Annotated in this window: 15 protein-coding genes and 1 tRNA gene; 6 read left to right on the forward strand and 10 right to left on the reverse strand. The window is 64.7% G+C overall.

The genetic code is table 11. The features are described 5' to 3' along the window. The first annotated feature begins 30 nt into the window (after positions 1-30). Positions 31-2,142: a GumC family protein gene (locus HNP71_RS02920; protein ID WP_183265363.1), complete on the forward strand. Its 2,112-nt coding sequence runs from the start codon at positions 31-33 to the stop codon at positions 2,140-2,142. On the opposite strand, the gene HNP71_RS02925 is transcribed toward HNP71_RS02920, so the two are convergent. After that, entirely contained in the window at positions 2,139-2,351 is a 213-nt protein-coding gene (locus HNP71_RS02925) for a hypothetical protein (RefSeq protein ID WP_183265364.1), read from the reverse strand. The genes HNP71_RS02920 and HNP71_RS02925 overlap by 4 nt on opposite strands. A gap of 9 nt (positions 2,352-2,360) precedes the next feature. Next, the gene (locus HNP71_RS02930) at positions 2,361-3,362 is read right to left on the reverse strand and encodes an acyltransferase family protein (protein ID WP_183265365.1); all 1,002 of its coding nucleotides are present in this window, start codon (positions 3,360-3,362) and stop codon (positions 2,361-2,363) included. A 64-nt stretch (positions 3,363-3,426) separates the two neighbouring features. On the opposite strand from HNP71_RS02930, the gene HNP71_RS14335 reads away from it, so the two are divergent. The 5 genes from HNP71_RS14335 (at position 3,427) to map (ending at position 7,976) form a co-directional block, all read left to right on the forward strand. Continuing rightward, a complete protein-coding gene (locus tag HNP71_RS14335; RefSeq protein ID WP_183265366.1) occupies positions 3,427-4,629 on the forward strand; it encodes an outer membrane beta-barrel protein in 1,203 nt (400 codons plus the stop codon). Then, positions 4,617-5,369, forward strand: coding sequence for a WecB/TagA/CpsF family glycosyltransferase (locus HNP71_RS02940; protein ID WP_183265367.1), 753 nt, complete (start codon positions 4,617-4,619; stop codon positions 5,367-5,369). The genes HNP71_RS14335 and HNP71_RS02940 overlap by 13 nt, the downstream gene beginning before the upstream one ends. Before the next feature lie 48 nt (positions 5,370-5,417). Beyond that, the gene (locus tag HNP71_RS02945) at positions 5,418-5,702 is read left to right on the forward strand and encodes a hypothetical protein (RefSeq protein WP_183265368.1); all 285 of its coding nucleotides are present in this window, start codon (positions 5,418-5,420) and stop codon (positions 5,700-5,702) included. After that, on the forward strand, positions 5,702-7,105 hold the full coding sequence (gene fumC, locus HNP71_RS02950; RefSeq protein ID WP_183265369.1) for a class II fumarate hydratase: 1,404 nt from the start codon (positions 5,702-5,704) through the stop codon (positions 7,103-7,105). The genes HNP71_RS02945 and fumC overlap by 1 nt, the downstream gene beginning before the upstream one ends. A 70-nt stretch (positions 7,106-7,175) precedes the next feature. Further along, positions 7,176-7,976, forward strand: a complete 801-nt coding sequence (gene map, locus HNP71_RS02955; protein WP_183265692.1) for a type I methionyl aminopeptidase — start codon at positions 7,176-7,178, stop codon at positions 7,974-7,976. Positions 7,977-8,026: 50 nt separating this feature from the next. Here the strand turns inward: map and hpf are convergent, their stop codons facing one another. The 8 genes from hpf to HNP71_RS02995 all read right to left on the reverse strand — a co-directional run bounded on the left by hpf (position 8,027) and on the right by HNP71_RS02995 (position 14,347). Next, complete coding sequence (gene hpf, locus HNP71_RS02960) at positions 8,027-8,629, reverse strand: ribosome hibernation-promoting factor, HPF/YfiA family (RefSeq protein WP_183265370.1); 603 nt, start codon at positions 8,627-8,629, stop codon at positions 8,027-8,029. A 53-nt stretch (positions 8,630-8,682) separates the two neighbouring features. Further along, positions 8,683-10,176, reverse strand: a complete 1,494-nt coding sequence (gene rpoN / locus HNP71_RS02965) for an RNA polymerase factor sigma-54 (RefSeq protein ID WP_183265371.1) — start codon at positions 10,174-10,176, stop codon at positions 8,683-8,685. 100 nt (positions 10,177-10,276) lie between these two features. Then, on the reverse strand, positions 10,277-11,026 hold the full coding sequence (lptB, locus tag HNP71_RS02970) for an LPS export ABC transporter ATP-binding protein (protein ID WP_183265372.1): 750 nt from the start codon (positions 11,024-11,026) through the stop codon (positions 10,277-10,279). Further along, positions 11,023-11,937 (reverse strand): LptA/OstA family protein, encoded by a 915-nt coding sequence (locus HNP71_RS02975; protein WP_183265373.1) that lies wholly within the window; start codon positions 11,935-11,937, stop codon positions 11,023-11,025. The genes lptB and HNP71_RS02975 overlap by 4 nt, the downstream gene beginning before the upstream one ends. Continuing rightward, on the reverse strand, positions 11,934-12,587 hold the full coding sequence (gene lptC / locus HNP71_RS02980) for an LPS export ABC transporter periplasmic protein LptC (protein WP_183265375.1): 654 nt from the start codon (positions 12,585-12,587) through the stop codon (positions 11,934-11,936). Before lptC ends, HNP71_RS02975 begins: the two co-directional genes overlap by 4 nt. Further along, positions 12,584-13,564 (reverse strand): KpsF/GutQ family sugar-phosphate isomerase, encoded by a 981-nt coding sequence (locus tag HNP71_RS02985; protein ID WP_246344044.1) that lies wholly within the window; start codon positions 13,562-13,564, stop codon positions 12,584-12,586. The genes lptC and HNP71_RS02985 overlap by 4 nt, the downstream gene beginning before the upstream one ends. A 37-nt stretch (positions 13,565-13,601) precedes the next feature. Further along, entirely contained in the window at positions 13,602-14,231 is a 630-nt protein-coding gene (locus tag HNP71_RS02990) for a ribonuclease D (protein ID WP_183265378.1), read from the reverse strand. 29 nt (positions 14,232-14,260) lie between these two features. Beyond that, positions 14,261-14,347 (reverse strand) — tRNA-Leu (locus tag HNP71_RS02995). Positions 14,348-14,483 lie beyond the last annotated feature (136 nt).

Genomic DNA, 14,483 nt, shown 5'->3' on the forward strand with positions numbered 1-14,483 from the left:
AATTGTTAATGGTCCGTTAGCATCTCTGGCATGAGTTTGACCCTCCCCAGCGTTGCCTCACATCATCCGCACGTCACGCCAGGCCTAGCCGAGCAGTTGCTCAGCCTGCGCCGGCGCTGGCGAATCATCCTGGCCAGCACAGTGCTGGTGCCTGGCCTTACCCTGGTGGGCGTACTCCGCACGCCGCTTACCTACACGGCCACGGGCATCGTGCTTTATGACCCCGAGAGCGCCGCGGTGCCGGGGGATAACAATAACGTGCCTGAGGACGCCGCCGACGAGGACGCCGTGGTAGCCAGCCAGGGCGAGGTGATCGCCAGCCTGCCCGCGGCGGGGCAGATCGCGTCCCGGCTGGATCTGGCATCCTCGCCCGAGTTCAACCCGGCCATCGCACACAGGCATTTTCCGTTCTCGCTGTTGCCTGTTCCAAAGGCGCCCACGCCGGACGAGTTGGCCGAGGTCACGCGTCGCGCCCTGGATGTGCAGGTGCTGCCCGGTTCCCGCGTGCTGAGCGTCTCCTTCACCAGCACCTCGCCGGAGCTGGCCGCCAATGCCGCCAACCTCGCCATGCAGATCTATCTGGACCATGAGCGGGATGTCTCCTTCGCCGCGCTGAACGACGCGCAAGCCTGGCTGGAGAAGCACGCCGCCGATGTGCAGGCGCAACTCGACGCCACTGAGGCCGAACTCGCCCAGGCGCGGGCTTCCGCCGGGGTGGTGCAAGGGGCGCAATCCACACTCACGACCGAGACGGCGAGCCGCCTCGCGGCATCTCTGGTGGAAGCGCAGGCGGATCTTGCTATGTCCCAGGCCCGGCTAAGCGCCGCCAGCGGGGGGGATGCCGCGGCGGCAAGTGCGGCCATTGCGCCGAATCTGCTGCCCTTGCGCAAGGAGCAGGCGGACCTCACCGCGCAGGTGCAATCCCTCTCGGCGCAATACGGGCCGGATTACCCGGATCTCGTCTCCGCCCGCACGCAGCTTGCGGCCATCACCGCTGAGATCGGCGCCGAGACCGGGCGCGAGCTGGACGCCGCCCGCGCCCAGGTGGCGGCCGACAAGGCGCAAATCGCCACGCTGCAATCCGCCCTGGCGGCGGCTCGCACGCAAAGCCAGACGGAGGACGCGGAATCCGGGCCGATCCGTGCCATGGAGCAGCGCGCCGAGGCCGGGCAGGACATGCTGCGCGCCATGACGCAGCAAGCCGGGCAGTTGGCGCAGGATGCCTCGTTGACCAAGCCGGATGCCCGCATCCTCTCCACCGCCGCCGTGCCCACCCAGCCCAGCGCGCCGCATCGGGGACTAATCCTGGGGGCCGCGCTGGGGCTAGGGTTCTGCCTGGGTGTGCTGCTGGCGGGTTTGCGCGATGCACTGGATACGTCGCTGCGTTCCGGCGTGGACATTCGCGCCCAATTCGGCCTGTCCTGCTTTGCGCTGTTGCCCGAGAACGCGGCGCCAAAGGTAGCTGCCTTGCAGGCGCCGTTCTCGCTCTATGCCGAGCAACTGCGTTCGCTGCGCACCGGGCTAGGGCTGAACGAGGGGCAGTGCCGGATTATCGCCATTACCGCCGCCCGGCCCGGCGAGGGCAAGACAACCCTGACCATCGCGCTGGGGCGTTCCCTGGCTGCGGCGGGCTTGCGTGTGCTGGCCGTGGATGGCGATATCCGTCAGCCGAGCTTCGACCCGGTGTTCAACTGCGCCGGGGCGCCGGGGCTTACCGACCATCTGGCTGGGCTGGCAGGGGTGGATGAGGTGATCCGGCAGGACAGTCTGACGCCGTTGCAGATTCTCCCCGCTGGAACACAGGCCAAGGCCGCGCTTTCGCTGTTCCTGTCTCCTGCATTGCGGCAATCCCTGTTCATGTTGCGCGAGCAGTTCGAGGTCATCCTGATCGACGCGCCGCCTGCCTTTGCCTTGGCCGAAGGCCGGGTGCTGGCGCGGCTCGCGGATTCCGCGCTGCTGTGCATCCGCTGGGGCCATACGCCGCGCCGCGTGGTGCGCGCGGCCATCACGCTGCTGCAGGAGGCCGGGGTGGTGCTGGCGGGTGCGGCGTTGACGCGCGTGAACGTGGCGCAGCATGAGAAATCCGGCTTCGCCGATGCCGAGGTGTATCAGCCGCGCTATGGCGGCTATTTCCCGCACTAATCCGTTGCGCGCTCGCGCCCGGCCAGCACCACGACATAAGCGCGCAGACCAAGTAGCCTGATCCGCCGCCGCCAGTCGATGGCATGGCCGACGCGGCTGCGCATGGCGAAGTGCAGTTCGATCGCCTCCAGTTGAGCCCTGGTGAAACTCGTGGCGAGCGAGGGTTCCAGCTGGGCCAGGAAGCGCAGCATATCCGGGTTGCGCTCCATGGCACGGGGCTAGTTCGTCAGCCTGTCCAGAGCAGGGATACGCGCGAACACGCAGCGTTTCAGCGCCACCGGGCCGAGCACGCCGGAAGCCATCAGCACCAAGGCGAAGGCGTAGAAATTCGCCCCGTCCCACGGGAACCAGCGCAGCAAAGCGCCTTTGGTCAATCCGATGAACAGCGTGTTGAACAGGTAGATCATGAAACTATACCGCCCTAGAAACAGGAAAACTGCCTTGAGCGGAGTGTCGGGCAATGCCCTTAAGAAACCATGAAGCGCTGGGAAGGAAAGCGCGCCGACGAAGAGCATTACGGGCGTTTCCGGCCAATGCCTGCCGAACAGAACAATGGCGGTGAGGGCCGCCAGAAGCACTGCCAGGGCGGGGCGCCAGATGCGGGCCGTGAAGCTGAGCCAGCGCTCCCCGGCAAATCCGGCCCAGGCCCCGAGCAGGAAGAAGATGGCATAGCCGCCCACACGGTCGGCATAGGCATAAGCGGGCAGCGGCACGACATACAGCGCAAGTCCTACGCCCAACAGCCAGGGCAAGCGGGCATGGCGGCCATCAAGTGCCGCCATGCTGGCGATGCTGACCACGAACAGCACGAACAGATACCAGATACTCAACGCCGGGCTGGCGGCTGTGTGCCAGACCATGTCCTCCACCCCGGCCAGCAATCCGGCGGGGGGATTGTCCACGCTCATCACCCGCTCCAGCGCCAGCTTGCCGCAGACGATCAGCCAACCCAGCCCAAAGAACGGCAGCAGCAGCCGCCTGGCCCGTGCCGCCAGCACGTATGCCCATCGGGTGCGGGGCGTGAGCAGCATGCCGGATTCCACCGCCACCAGCCCGCTCAAATACAGGAAGAACGGCATATGGAACGCATACACGGCTTGGCGCAGCGGCTCGTACCAGCCCACATTGCGCGGGTCGGCCCTGGCCACCAGATGCCCGAACACCACGAACAGGATCGCCAGCCCCTTCGCTGCGTCGATATCCCAGCGCCGTTCCTGCAAAGAAATTAACCTGCGGTTGTTTTTGCGACTATACGTTGCAAGACGTTAATGCAAAAGACGGGGGGTGACCGCAGAGAAGCACCTCGCGACCGCGCTTACGGCCTGTCTGGCCCTGGCCGCCCCGGCCAAGGCGCAGCAGCTCGACCTGCTTCTGCCGGACGACAGCGTGCCCGGCTATGGGCGGAAATTCTCCGTCATCGCCGAACACCGGAACCTCGCCCCCGGCGCCACGGGCTGGGAATGGAACGGGGTAACCCTGGCCCCTCAACTCGGTATCGCCACCGGCTACGACTCCGCCCCCAACGGTGCGGCGGGCTCGACCCTGTTCAACGCCTCGCCCAGCCTGCTGGTGTCCGACCCCGTGGCCGGGTTCGGCGCCTATGCCGAGGTCAACACCTCCCGCTACCCGCAGGATGTGTCGCAAAACACCGTTACCGCCGCGCTGGCGGGCGGCGAGCGGATAGAGTTGCCGCGCGAGGTCATCACCATCGCCGCCGCCTATTTGCGCGGCGCGGAAACGGGCTTCAATGTCGATACACCAGTCCTCACGCATCCTCTGGTGTTCACGCTGACCGACCTACGCGCCAGTGATGAGATCTCCTCCGGCATGTTCACCCTCAAGCCGGAAATCGATGCGGGCTTCTACAGTTTCCCCGACATGCCGGAACTCAACCGGCGGGACATGCACGAGGCGCTGACGCTCTCCTACGCGCCGGATGGGCCGCTGCGATACGTGATGCGTCTGCATGCAACGCAATCCGACTACAAAGCGAATTATCTGACTGCCCGCACCAATGAGATCCTCGCCGGGGTGGAGGACAAGGCGGATGGGCTATGGACGCTCTCTCTGCTTGCCGGTGCGGCGCAGCGACACTCGCGCGATATCAGCGTCGCGGCGCCGGTGTTGGAGGCGCGGCTCGACTGGCTGCCCACACAGCGCGACAAGGTTCAACTCGCCGTGCTGCGGGAAATCGACGACCCCGACGAGATCAGCGCCACCCCCTACCGGCTCACCGAGGCAAAGCTCAGCCTGGAGCACAGCCTTCTCGAAAACGTTATTGTCAACGGCGTCGCGAAAGTTTCAAACGTAGCGTATATGAAAGGAAATTCTCGGGAGACGCTGGTCGCCGCGAGTCTGGAGATGGGATGGTATCTAACGCCGAACCTAGCCTTGAATGGCTCTTACGAGTTCAACAACCGGCAGGCCAATTACGTCTCGGCCGCCAGTGAGCACGTTGTGACCATGGGGTTGGAATGGATGCCCTGAACCCTCCCGTCGTTTCCCTGCTGGATATTGATTTCAGCAATATCCCGTTGGATGCTATCCTGACCCGCCTGCTCGCCCGGCCGCAGCAGGCGCGTTTTGCCTATGTCGTCACCCCCAACGCCGACCATATCGAGCGGCTGCTGCGTATTCCCCGGCTGCGCGGCGTGTATCAGCGCGCCATGCTGTGCCTGTTGGACTCCCATGTCATTGCGTTCGCGGCGAAGCTCCTGGGGCTTCCGACATCCAGGGTCGTTTCCGGGGCCGACCTCACGGAAGCGTTGCTGCCCAGGCTTGAGGGGCTGAAGGTCGCCGTCGTGGGCATGCAGGAGGCTGATTTTGCGCTGCTCGCGGCGCGATTTCCGGGCATCGTGTTCGTGCATCACCAGCCGCCGATGGGTCTGCTCCACAATAACCAGGCATTTCACGACGCGGTCGATTTCGTCTGCGCCACCGGCGCGCCGTTCACGTTTTTCGCGGTCGGCTCGCCGGTGCAGGAGTTGCTGGCCTATGCCACAGCCAGCCGGTCCGATTCCGTGGGGGTGGGATTGTGTATCGGCTCGGCCCTGCGCTTTGCCTCGGGCTCGCTTCGCCGCGCCCCGGTCTGGATGCGCCATAGCGGGCTGGAATGGCTTCACCGCCTGACGCAGGACCCGCTGCGTTTGGCCGGGCGCTACCTCATCTCCGACCCCAAGGCGCTGCTGGCCATGGCGGTCTCGGCGATCCGGGAAAAAAAGCGCTGATTTTTTCGGCGGGCGGGGCTACCATGCCAAGGCGCACTTGGAGGTGGGATGGTGGAATTCGCCCCGGAGAAACGCAAGAACAGCGACGATTCGCTCTGGGCAGTCGTCGCGGTTATCGGCCGCGTCATCCGCATCGCCGAAGTTTTTCCCAACCGAAACGCGGCGCTGCACGATCAGGCGTGGCGTGAGGCAGAGGTGCGTGCCTATGCCGGGTTTCTGGAGCGCAGCGGGCAGCTTATCCCGCGCTACACCGTAAGGCCGATCCGCCGCGCGGACCTGCCTCGGCGCTGGAAACCGCTGCCAGCGCTTGGATTTCTGAATGGGAATTTGTGATGGGCAATACACGCATCGAGCATGACGCGCTGGGCGAGGTGGCGGTTTCCGCCGAGCGGCTCTGGGGCGCGCAAACCCAGCGCAGCCTGGAGAATTTCGTCATCGGGCGGCGCAATTACGTGTGGGGCAGGGCGGTCATCCGCGCTTTCGGCATCCTCAAGAAAGCCACCGCACAGGCCAATCTCGCCCTCGGCCAGTTGCCTGAGGCCACGACCAGCCTCATCATCGCCGCCGCGCAGGAGGTGATCGACGGCAAATGGGATGGTGAGTTCCCGCTCGTCGTGTTCCAGACCGGCTCGGGCACCCAGAGCAACATGAATGCCAATGAGGTGATCGCCAACCGCGCCATCCAGATGGCTGGCGGCGTGCTGGGCAGCAAGACGCCCATCAACCCGAATGACGATGTCAATCGCGGCCAGTCCTCCAATGATACTTTTCCCACCGTCATGCATATCGCGGCGGTGGAGGCGCTGCATGGGGCGCTGTTCCCGGCGGTGCGGCGTCTGGCCGGTGTGCTGGCGGCCAAGGCGGCGGATTATGCCGGGGTGGTGATGACCGGGCGGACGCATTTGCAGGATGCCACCCCCATCACGCTCGGGCAGGTAATTTCCGGCTGGCAGGCGCAGCTGGTGGCGGCGCTGGAGGGGATCGAGGCGACGCTGCCCGGCTTGTATGAACTTGCCATCGGCGGCACGGCTGTGGGTACGGGGCTGAACGCGCACCCCGATTTCGGGAGCAAGGTGGCGGAATTCGTGGCACGGGAAACGGGGCACCCCTTCCGCACCGCGCCGAATAAATTCGCCGCCCTCTCGGCGCATGACGCGCTGGTTTCGGCCTCGGGCGCGGTGCGCGTGCTGGCCGGGGCGGCGATGAAGATCGCCAACGATGTTCGCTGGTACGCCTCCGGCCCGCGCACCGGCATAGGCGAGCTGCTGATCCCGGAGAATGAGCCCGGCTCATCGATCATGCCCGGCAAGATCAACCCCACCCAGTGCGAGGCGCTGACCCAGGTGGCGGTGCAGGTGTTCGGGCTGGACCATGCCATCGCCTTTGCCGGCAGCCAGGGCAATTTTCAGCTCAACGTGTTCAAGCCCGTGATGCTGCACGATTTCCTCGACGCCTCCACCCTGCTGGCCGAGGCGCTGGAGAGCTTCATCACCCATTGCGCCGAGGGCATCGAGCCCGCGCGGGCCAAAATCACCGAGCATCTGGAGAATAACCTGATGCTGGTGACGGCGCTGAACCCGCATATTGGTTATGAGAAAGCGGCGAAGGTGGCGCTTAAGGCGCATCACGAGGGCCTGACATTGCGCCAGGCGGCGCTGGCGCTGGGCGTGGTCACGCCGGAGCAGTTCGAGACCTGGGTCAACCCCGAGGCGATGACGAAGCCTCTGCCCTGCTGAGCCTTGTTTTGGCATGCGCCACGCGCATGTGGTAGAGCGGAGCAATACGACAGACTAGGATGTTTTGATGATGGATGGCGGCGCCGAATCCAGGCGGATTGTACTTCATAAGCCGGAGGATTTCGCTCCGATGCGCGCGGCGGGCCGCTTGGCCGCCGAGACCTTGGACATGATCGGCGAGCATGTCGTCCCCGGTGTGACCACCGAGGAGCTGAACCAGATCTGCCACGACTTCATCATTGCCCATAACGCCATCCCGGCGCCGCTGAACTATCGCGGCTTCCCGAAGTCGATCTGCACCTCGATCAATCATGTGGTCTGCCACGGCATTCCCGGCGAGAAGAAACTGCTGGACGGTGACATCGTGAATATCGACGTCACGGTGATCCTGGACGGCTGGTACGGTGATTCCAGCCGCATGTACGTGGCGGGCACGGTGAATACCCGTGCGAAGCGGCTCATCGAGGTGACGTATGAGTCGATGATGCGCGGCATCGCCCAGGTGAAGCCGGGCAATACCTTTGGCGATATCGGCTATGCCATCCAGAGTTATGTCGAGGCGCAGCGTTTCTCCGTGGTGCGGGATTTCTGCGGCCACGGCATTGGCCGCACCTTCCACGCCCCGCCGAACGTGCTGCATTTCGGCCGCAAGGGCGAGGGGGCGGTGCTCAAGCCCGGCATGTTCTTCACCATCGAGCCGATGGTGAATGTGGGCCGTCCCGAGGTGAAGGTGCTGGACGATGGCTGGACAGCCGTGACCCGCGACCGCACGCTCTCGGCGCAGTTCGAGCACATGGTGGGAGTGACGGAAACCGGGGTGGAAATCTTCACCCTCTCGCCCAAGGGCTACACGGTTCCGCCTTACGTTTAAAAAAGGCGCACAAAAAAACCGGCGGGGTTTGGCCCCGCCGGTTTTTCGTTTCAGGCCCCGGTGCCGGGGTCGATCCAGCCGACATGCCCATCGGCCCGGCGATACACCACGTTGAGCTGGCCGTTCTTGGCGTTGCGGAACATCAGCACCGGCTGGAACGCCAGATCCATCTTCATCACCGCGTCGCGGACCGAGAGCGTCTCGATCGCGGTAGCGGACTCGGCGATGACCGCGGCGTGCAGCGCCTCGTCATGGACCACCGGTGCGGCCTCGGCCTCGTGTTCATGCTCGGGCTCGGCCTCGTGCTTCAGCACGTATTGCGTGCCGGACTCGGGCTTGGCGCGGGTGCCGTTGTCGCGAGCATGCTGGGAAACGCGGCGGCGGTAGCGGCGCAGTCGGGTGGCAATATGCTCGGCGGCATCGTCGAAGGCGCCGTGCGCGTCGGCGGCCTCACCCTCGCCGCGCACGGTAATCCCGCGCCCGGCATGGAGGTTGATGTCGCACGTGAAGAAGCTACGGGCTTTGCTGAACGTAACCTGCGCTTCCAGCGCCTGGTCGAAATACTTGTTCGTGATGGTGTCCAGCGCCTTGTTCACATGAACGCGCAGTGCATCCGACAATTCGACTTGTTTGCCTGAGACCTTTAATTGCATGGTCTTCTCCCGACTAGAGTGGCTCGTTTTATAAGGGCCTCCTTAAGCCCCCGTTACGCGGGCTGCTTCTCCCGCTTTCGTTGCGCCGAGCCTGGTATACGCAACGCTTCCCGGTATTTGGCCACGGTCCTCCGTGCTATGTCTATGCCTTCTTTTTGCAATAGTGCTGCGATGGCATCGTCTGACAAAATATTTTTTGGTTCCTCTCCGGCGATGATCTGCCCCACTCGGTAGCGCACCGTCTCGGCGGAGTGCATCTCGCCGTTCGCCCCGGCAAGGGCGGTGGTGAAGAAAAATTTCAGCTCGAAAATCCCGCGCGGCGTGGCGATGGATTTGTTGGAGGTCACGCGGCTGACCGTGCTCTCGTGCAGTTCCACCTCGGCGGCGATGTCGCGCAGGGTGAGCGGGCGTAAGTGCGAGATGCCGTGGCGGAAGAAGCCATCCTGGCGGCGGACGATCTCGGCAGAGACTCGTAAGATGGTTTGCGCGCGGGATTCGAGCGCCTTCACCAGCCAGGTGGCATTCTGCATCTGCTCGGAGAGGAAGCCGCGGGTATCACGCGAGGCGGAGGCCAACATCCGAGCATGGAAGCCGCGCCGGATGAGCAAACGCGGCATGGTCTCGGGGTTGATCTCCAGCAGCCAGTCGCTTTGACCTTCCTCGGTGACGGGGGCAGGGCGCATCAGCACGTCGGGGATCAGCGGGCGCAGGGGTTCGGTGTCGAACCCGGTGCCGGGCTTCGGGTCGAGGCGCTTCAGTTCTGCCACCATGTCGGCCAGATCCTCGGCATCCACGCCGCAGACCTCCAGCAAAGCCCGCATTTCACGCCGCGCCAGCATTTCCAGATTGTTCAGCAGGGCTTGCATCGCCGGGTCGAGCCGGTTTTTCTCGGCGAGCTGGGCCGCCAGACATTCCGAGAGATTGACCGCGAACAGCCCGGCCGGATCGAGGCGCATCATCTTCGCCCGCACGGCCTCCAACTGCTCCAGGCTTACACCGAGAACCGACGCGATGGCCTCGGGGGCGTCGGCCAGCCGACCGGCGGCGTCCAGCGAGGCGATCAGCGCCGCCGCGATGGCCAGCTCCGCGCGGGTGGAAAAGGTAAGCCGTACCTGCTGCTCCAGATGCTCGCGCAGATTAGGCTTTTCCGCGCCGAGCGCGTCCACGGGGTTCCAGTCGTCATCCCCGCCAGCCATGCCGCCACCGTAGCCATCGGCGCCGGTGCCTGCGTCATACACATTGCTGACATCGATATCGAGCGGTGCCTTGTCGGCATCGGGCATCATCCCGCTGCTGGCGAAGCTGGCGGCATCCGGCATTTCCGGTTCCGTCGGAACAGGAGCCGGAGTTTCCATCGTGGTTATGCTGGCACTATCATTATCTCGCTCAAGTAGCGGATTTTTAAGTAACTCCTCCTCGATAAAGGCGCTCGCCTCGAGGTTCGAGAATTGCAGCAACTGGATGGCCTGCCGCAATTGCGGGGTCATCACCAGCGATTGCGATTGCCGCAGGTCGAGGCGCGGCCCGAAGGATGGAGCAAGAGCCATGCCAAAAGGCTAGTGCGTTTTCAGCCGCTTTCCAAGAGGCTTGGCCCGGAAACTGCATAGGTAGCAACGCAGGTGCACAAAACCCGCGCGCAAACCGGCTCTACAGGCTGAATTTCTCGCCCAGATACACGCGGCGCACATCTTCGTGCGCCACCACCTGCTCGGGGTTGCCTTCCATCAGCACTTGACCGTCATACAGGATGTAAGCGCGGTCGATGATCTCCAGCGTCTCGCGTACGTTATGGTCGGTGATCAGCACGCCAAGGCCGCGATGCTTGAGATGCGAGACAAGGTCGCGGATCTCGCCCACGGCGATGGGGTCGATGCCCGCCAGCGGCTCGTCGAGCAGGATGTAATTCGGCCCGGTGGCCAAGGCACGCGCGATTTCCACGCGGCGGCGCTCACCGCCCGAGAGAGCCAGCGCAGGTGTGCGGCGCAGATGTGAGATGCTGAACTCCGCCAGCAGCGCGCCGAGGATATCCTCGCGCTTGTCGCGGTCTGGCTCCACCACTTCCAGCACGGCCATGATGTTCTGTTCGACATTCAGGCCGCGGAACACGCTGGCCTCCTGCGGCAGATAGCCGATGCCAAGCCGCGCTCGACGGTACATCGGCAGGCTGGAGATTTCCGCGCCGTCGAGTGAGATGGTGCCGCTATCGGGGGCGATCAGCCCGACGATCATATAAAAGGTGGTGGTTTTGCCCGCACCGTTGGGGCCGAGCAGGCCCACGGCCTCGCCGCGCTTTACCGAGAGCGAGACATTGCGCACCACGGGGCGCTTTTTATAGCGCTTGCCGAGCCCGGTGGCGACGAGCCCGTCATGGTTGGCCGCTGGGGATGTAACGCTCATTGGCTGGCTCCGCCGCCGGAATTGGGAACAATAACGCCGGAAACCTGCCCACCCGGTGCGGCGAGCAGCGTCGCCACGCCGGTCTTCATATTCACTAGCGCGTCGGCGCCGGCCAGCTCATTTGGCCCGTGGATGATATGCACATTGCCGCCAAGCCGAGCCTGTTGGGTGGGGGGCAGATATACGCCGGAATCGCCGGTGGTGGTGTCGGTCTGGGTCTTGATGACGACATGGCCGACGGCCTCAACCTTTTGCAATTGGCCGGTATTGCTCATATCGGGGGAGGTGCCGGTGGCCGGGGCTTGCGGGGTGGCGCTGAGATAGCCGGTAATGACATCGGCGGCGATGGAGCGACCGTCATTCGTGACGATCAGCGCATCGCCACGCGCCACCGCCATGTGCTTGCCGGAATAGTATTCCACCGATTCCTTGGCGGTGATGGTGTCTTGCGGCGTGGTCAGCTTCAGCGCCCCGCCGGTGAGCACCAGCACCTGGCTGTCCATGCTGTAAACGGCGCGGTCGCCCCAGGCGTTGTCGGTGGCGGTGTAGATATGCACATGGCCGACGGCTTCCAGCTCGTACAGCTCGCCGCCGCCCTGTTCCAGCTCGGAGGCGGCGGGTGCCGCCGCGTTGCCGCCGGCGGGCGGAGTGGTGCTGGCTGGTGCCGCAGTCCCCTGCTTCTTACGGTAGTGTGCCACCAGTTCATCCGCCACCACGGTGACGTTGCCGCGCACCGCCTTGGCGCCGCCGGTGGCGGTGATGGTCTGGCTATCCTGCGACCAGGTGATGCCCTGGGCCGCCGAGATGTTTACCGGCTGCGGCGCGGCACCGGGCGGGCCGCCGAGGTCCAGATTTTGCGCGGCGGCGGGGGCGGCAAGAAGCACCGCGAGGGGGAAGAGGAAAAATTTCATTGCGCCTGCATCAGGGTCAGCGTGGCGGGGCCGATAAAGGTGACCTGCGCGCCATTCCCGGTGAGGGAAAAACCATTGGCGGCATTGAGGGTGCCGAATGGCCCCTGCACCTGTACGGGGTCGGAGGAGCTGGCACTGCCCGCGCGTAAATCGATCACCGCGTGCGGGGCAGTCATGGTCGTGCCGTCGTTGCGGTAGAGCGTGACATTGCCGGAAAGGGCCAGCGTGTCGGCCTGTTGCTGGTACAGCCCGGTATCGGCTTTCAGCATCAGCCAGGCGCCCGATTTCAGTGTGATATCGCCCGCTGGATTGGTCAGCGCCACGTTATCGCCGTCCTGCTCCACGGCGGTGTCGGCGGTCACGGTAAAGGGCTGCCCGTTCTGGTCGGTGCCGTGATACTTGGCCCCCAGCAGGCGAGAGGCCGGGGTGGATCCCCCATTGGCCTGCACATGATAAGAGACGCGGTCGGCATCCGGGCCGGAGCGCCAATAGGGCGCCAGGGCGAGCGCCACCAGCAGCAGTGCGGCGGCGGCGGGGAGTAGCTTTTTTAGCAGTGAGACACGGGAATGGTGGCGCGTGAGCTTGGCCGGATTTTCGGCATCGCGCCGCCGGATATTCTCGATCAAGTTCTGCCGGCTCGGCGGACTCATACGAAGCCCGCCCGCAGCAGGTCGTGAATATGCAGGATACCGCGCACCATGTTGCCGTCATCTACCACAAATAAGGCGGTAACAGGGCGGGCGGGCGCATTCATCTGGTGCAGCGCGTCCTCCGCCAGCGCCTCGGGGGCGATGCTCTTTGGGCTGCGGTTCATGATTTCATCCACCGGGCGGGAGAGGAGCGTCGGGCTCATGGCGCGGCGGAGGTCGCCATCCGTCACCACGCCGAGCAGGCGCCGCGCCTCATCCACCACGCCGAGCAGGCCGAAGCGCTTGGCGGTCATGGTGATCAGCGCCCTGTCCATGGTGGTGCCGGGAAGCACCAGAGGCAGTTCCTCGTCCTGGTGCATCAGCTCACGCACGCGCTTGAGCCGCGCGCCGAGCTTGCCGCCGGGGTGGAAGTCGCGGAAATCCTTGGCCGAGAAGCCGCGCCGGTCAAGCAGCGCCACGGCGATGGCATCGCCGAGGGCCATCTGCATGGTGGTGCTGGTGGTGGGGGCGAGGCCGATCGGCCCGGCCTCGGGCGCCGGGGGGAGCAGCAGCGGAATATCGGCGGCCTGGCCGAGTGTGCTTTCCGCCACCGAGGTAATGCCGATCAGCGGCAGGCCGATGCGTTTGGCGTGGCCGACAATCGCCGCCAGCTCCTGCGCCTCGCCGGAATTGGAAAGGGCGATCACCGTGTCCCCGGGCACGATCATGCCGAGATCGCCATGCGCGGCCTCGGCCGGATGCACGAACAAAGCAGGGGTGCCGGTGGAGGCCATGGTTGCGGCGATTTTGCGCGCCACATGGCCGGATTTGCCCATGCCGGTAACGACGACGCGACCAGTGACGGCGAGCAGCGTGTCGATAGCCGCGAGGAATTTCCCGCCCAGCGAGTCCGCGAGCGCGGTAAGGGCGGCGGCCTCGGTGGCCAGCACGTCCCGGGCAATATGCAGGGTGGTCTCACCGTGACTCATGAGCGGCATATGAACAGCGCCACCGCCAAGGTCAACCATGGCACCTTTAATGAGCGAACAGGTCAGGGTCCTGGTAGCCGAGCAGGTCGAGCTTGGCGCGGGTGGGCAGGAAGTCATACGCCGCCTGGGCGATGGCGAGGCGATTCTCGCGGATCAGCAGCGCCTTCAATCGCGCCCAGATGGCATGCAGGTACAGCACATCCGACGCCGCATAGGCGAGCTGCTCGGGTGTGAGGTCGGCGGCCCCCCAATCGCTGCTCTGCTGCTGCTTGGAAATATCCACGCCCGCGAGGTCCCGGCACAGCTCTTTCAGCCCGTGGCGGTCGGTATAGGTACGCACCAGCTTGGAGGCGATTTTCGTGCAGATCACCGGGGCGGTGACCACGCCGAGGCCGTTTTCCAGCGCCGCGATATCGAACCGCGCGAAATGGAAGAGCTTAGTGACGTTGGGATTGGTGAGCAGGGCTCTGAGGTTCGGGCAATCAGCGCCGCGCCCGCCGAGGGAAGGAGGGATGATCTGCACCAGATGCGCCGTGCCGTCGCCGCTGGAGAGCTGCACGAGGCAAAGCCGGTCTCGCCGCGGGTCCAGGCCCATTGTCTCGGTATCGATGGCCACAATCGGGCCAAGATCAAGACCAGCCTGCAGATCGTGCTTGTGCAGCTGGATCCCGTTCATATTTTCACCTTGGATTTTCTGAGAAAAAATGGTGCCCAGGAGAGGACTCGAACCTCCACGCCCTTGCGAGCGCTAGCACCTGAAGCTAGTGCGTCTACCAATTCCGCCACCTGGGCTTTACCATTTTTCGCGCCGCCCGGCTGCTAACCGGTTCGGAGCGGCGATGCCGAAGCATCGTGGGACCGGCGTTTAAATGTCCTTGAGAACGACGTCAACCCACGCTTGAGACATATTGCGTCCGGGCCTACAACG

The organism is Acidocella aromatica (assembly GCF_014201825.1).
Lineage (GTDB): Bacteria > Pseudomonadota > Alphaproteobacteria > Acetobacterales > Acetobacteraceae > Acidocella > Acidocella aromatica.

Coding starts and splice junctions, on each gene's coding strand:
- hpf (WP_183265370.1), bottom strand. CDS start 8,629: ATGCAATTAAAGGTCTCAGGCAAACAAGTCGAATTGTCGGATGCACTG.
- lptC (WP_183265375.1), bottom strand. CDS start 12,587: ATGAGTCCGCCGAGCCGGCAGAACTTGATCGAGAATATCCGGCGGCGC.
- lptB (WP_183265372.1), bottom strand. CDS start 11,026: ATGAGCGTTACATCCCCAGCGGCCAACCATGACGGGCTCGTCGCCACC.
- HNP71_RS02990 (WP_183265378.1), bottom strand. CDS start 14,231: ATGAACGGGATCCAGCTGCACAAGCACGATCTGCAGGCTGGTCTTGAT.
- HNP71_RS02925 (WP_183265364.1), bottom strand. CDS start 2,351: ATGGAGCGCAACCCGGATATGCTGCGCTTCCTGGCCCAGCTGGAACCC.
- map (WP_183265692.1), top strand. CDS start 7,176: ATGGATGGCGGCGCCGAATCCAGGCGGATTGTACTTCATAAGCCGGAG.
- HNP71_RS02920 (WP_183265363.1), top strand. CDS start 31: ATGAGTTTGACCCTCCCCAGCGTTGCCTCACATCATCCGCACGTCACG.
- fumC (WP_183265369.1), top strand. CDS start 5,702: ATGGGCAATACACGCATCGAGCATGACGCGCTGGGCGAGGTGGCGGTT.
- HNP71_RS02985 (WP_246344044.1), bottom strand. CDS start 13,564: ATGCCGCTCATGAGTCACGGTGAGACCACCCTGCATATTGCCCGGGAC.
- rpoN (WP_183265371.1), bottom strand. CDS start 10,176: ATGGCTCTTGCTCCATCCTTCGGGCCGCGCCTCGACCTGCGGCAATCG.
- HNP71_RS02945 (WP_183265368.1), top strand. CDS start 5,418: ATGGTGGAATTCGCCCCGGAGAAACGCAAGAACAGCGACGATTCGCTC.
- HNP71_RS02975 (WP_183265373.1), bottom strand. CDS start 11,937: ATGAAATTTTTCCTCTTCCCCCTCGCGGTGCTTCTTGCCGCCCCCGCC.
- HNP71_RS02940 (WP_183265367.1), top strand. CDS start 4,617: ATGGATGCCCTGAACCCTCCCGTCGTTTCCCTGCTGGATATTGATTTC.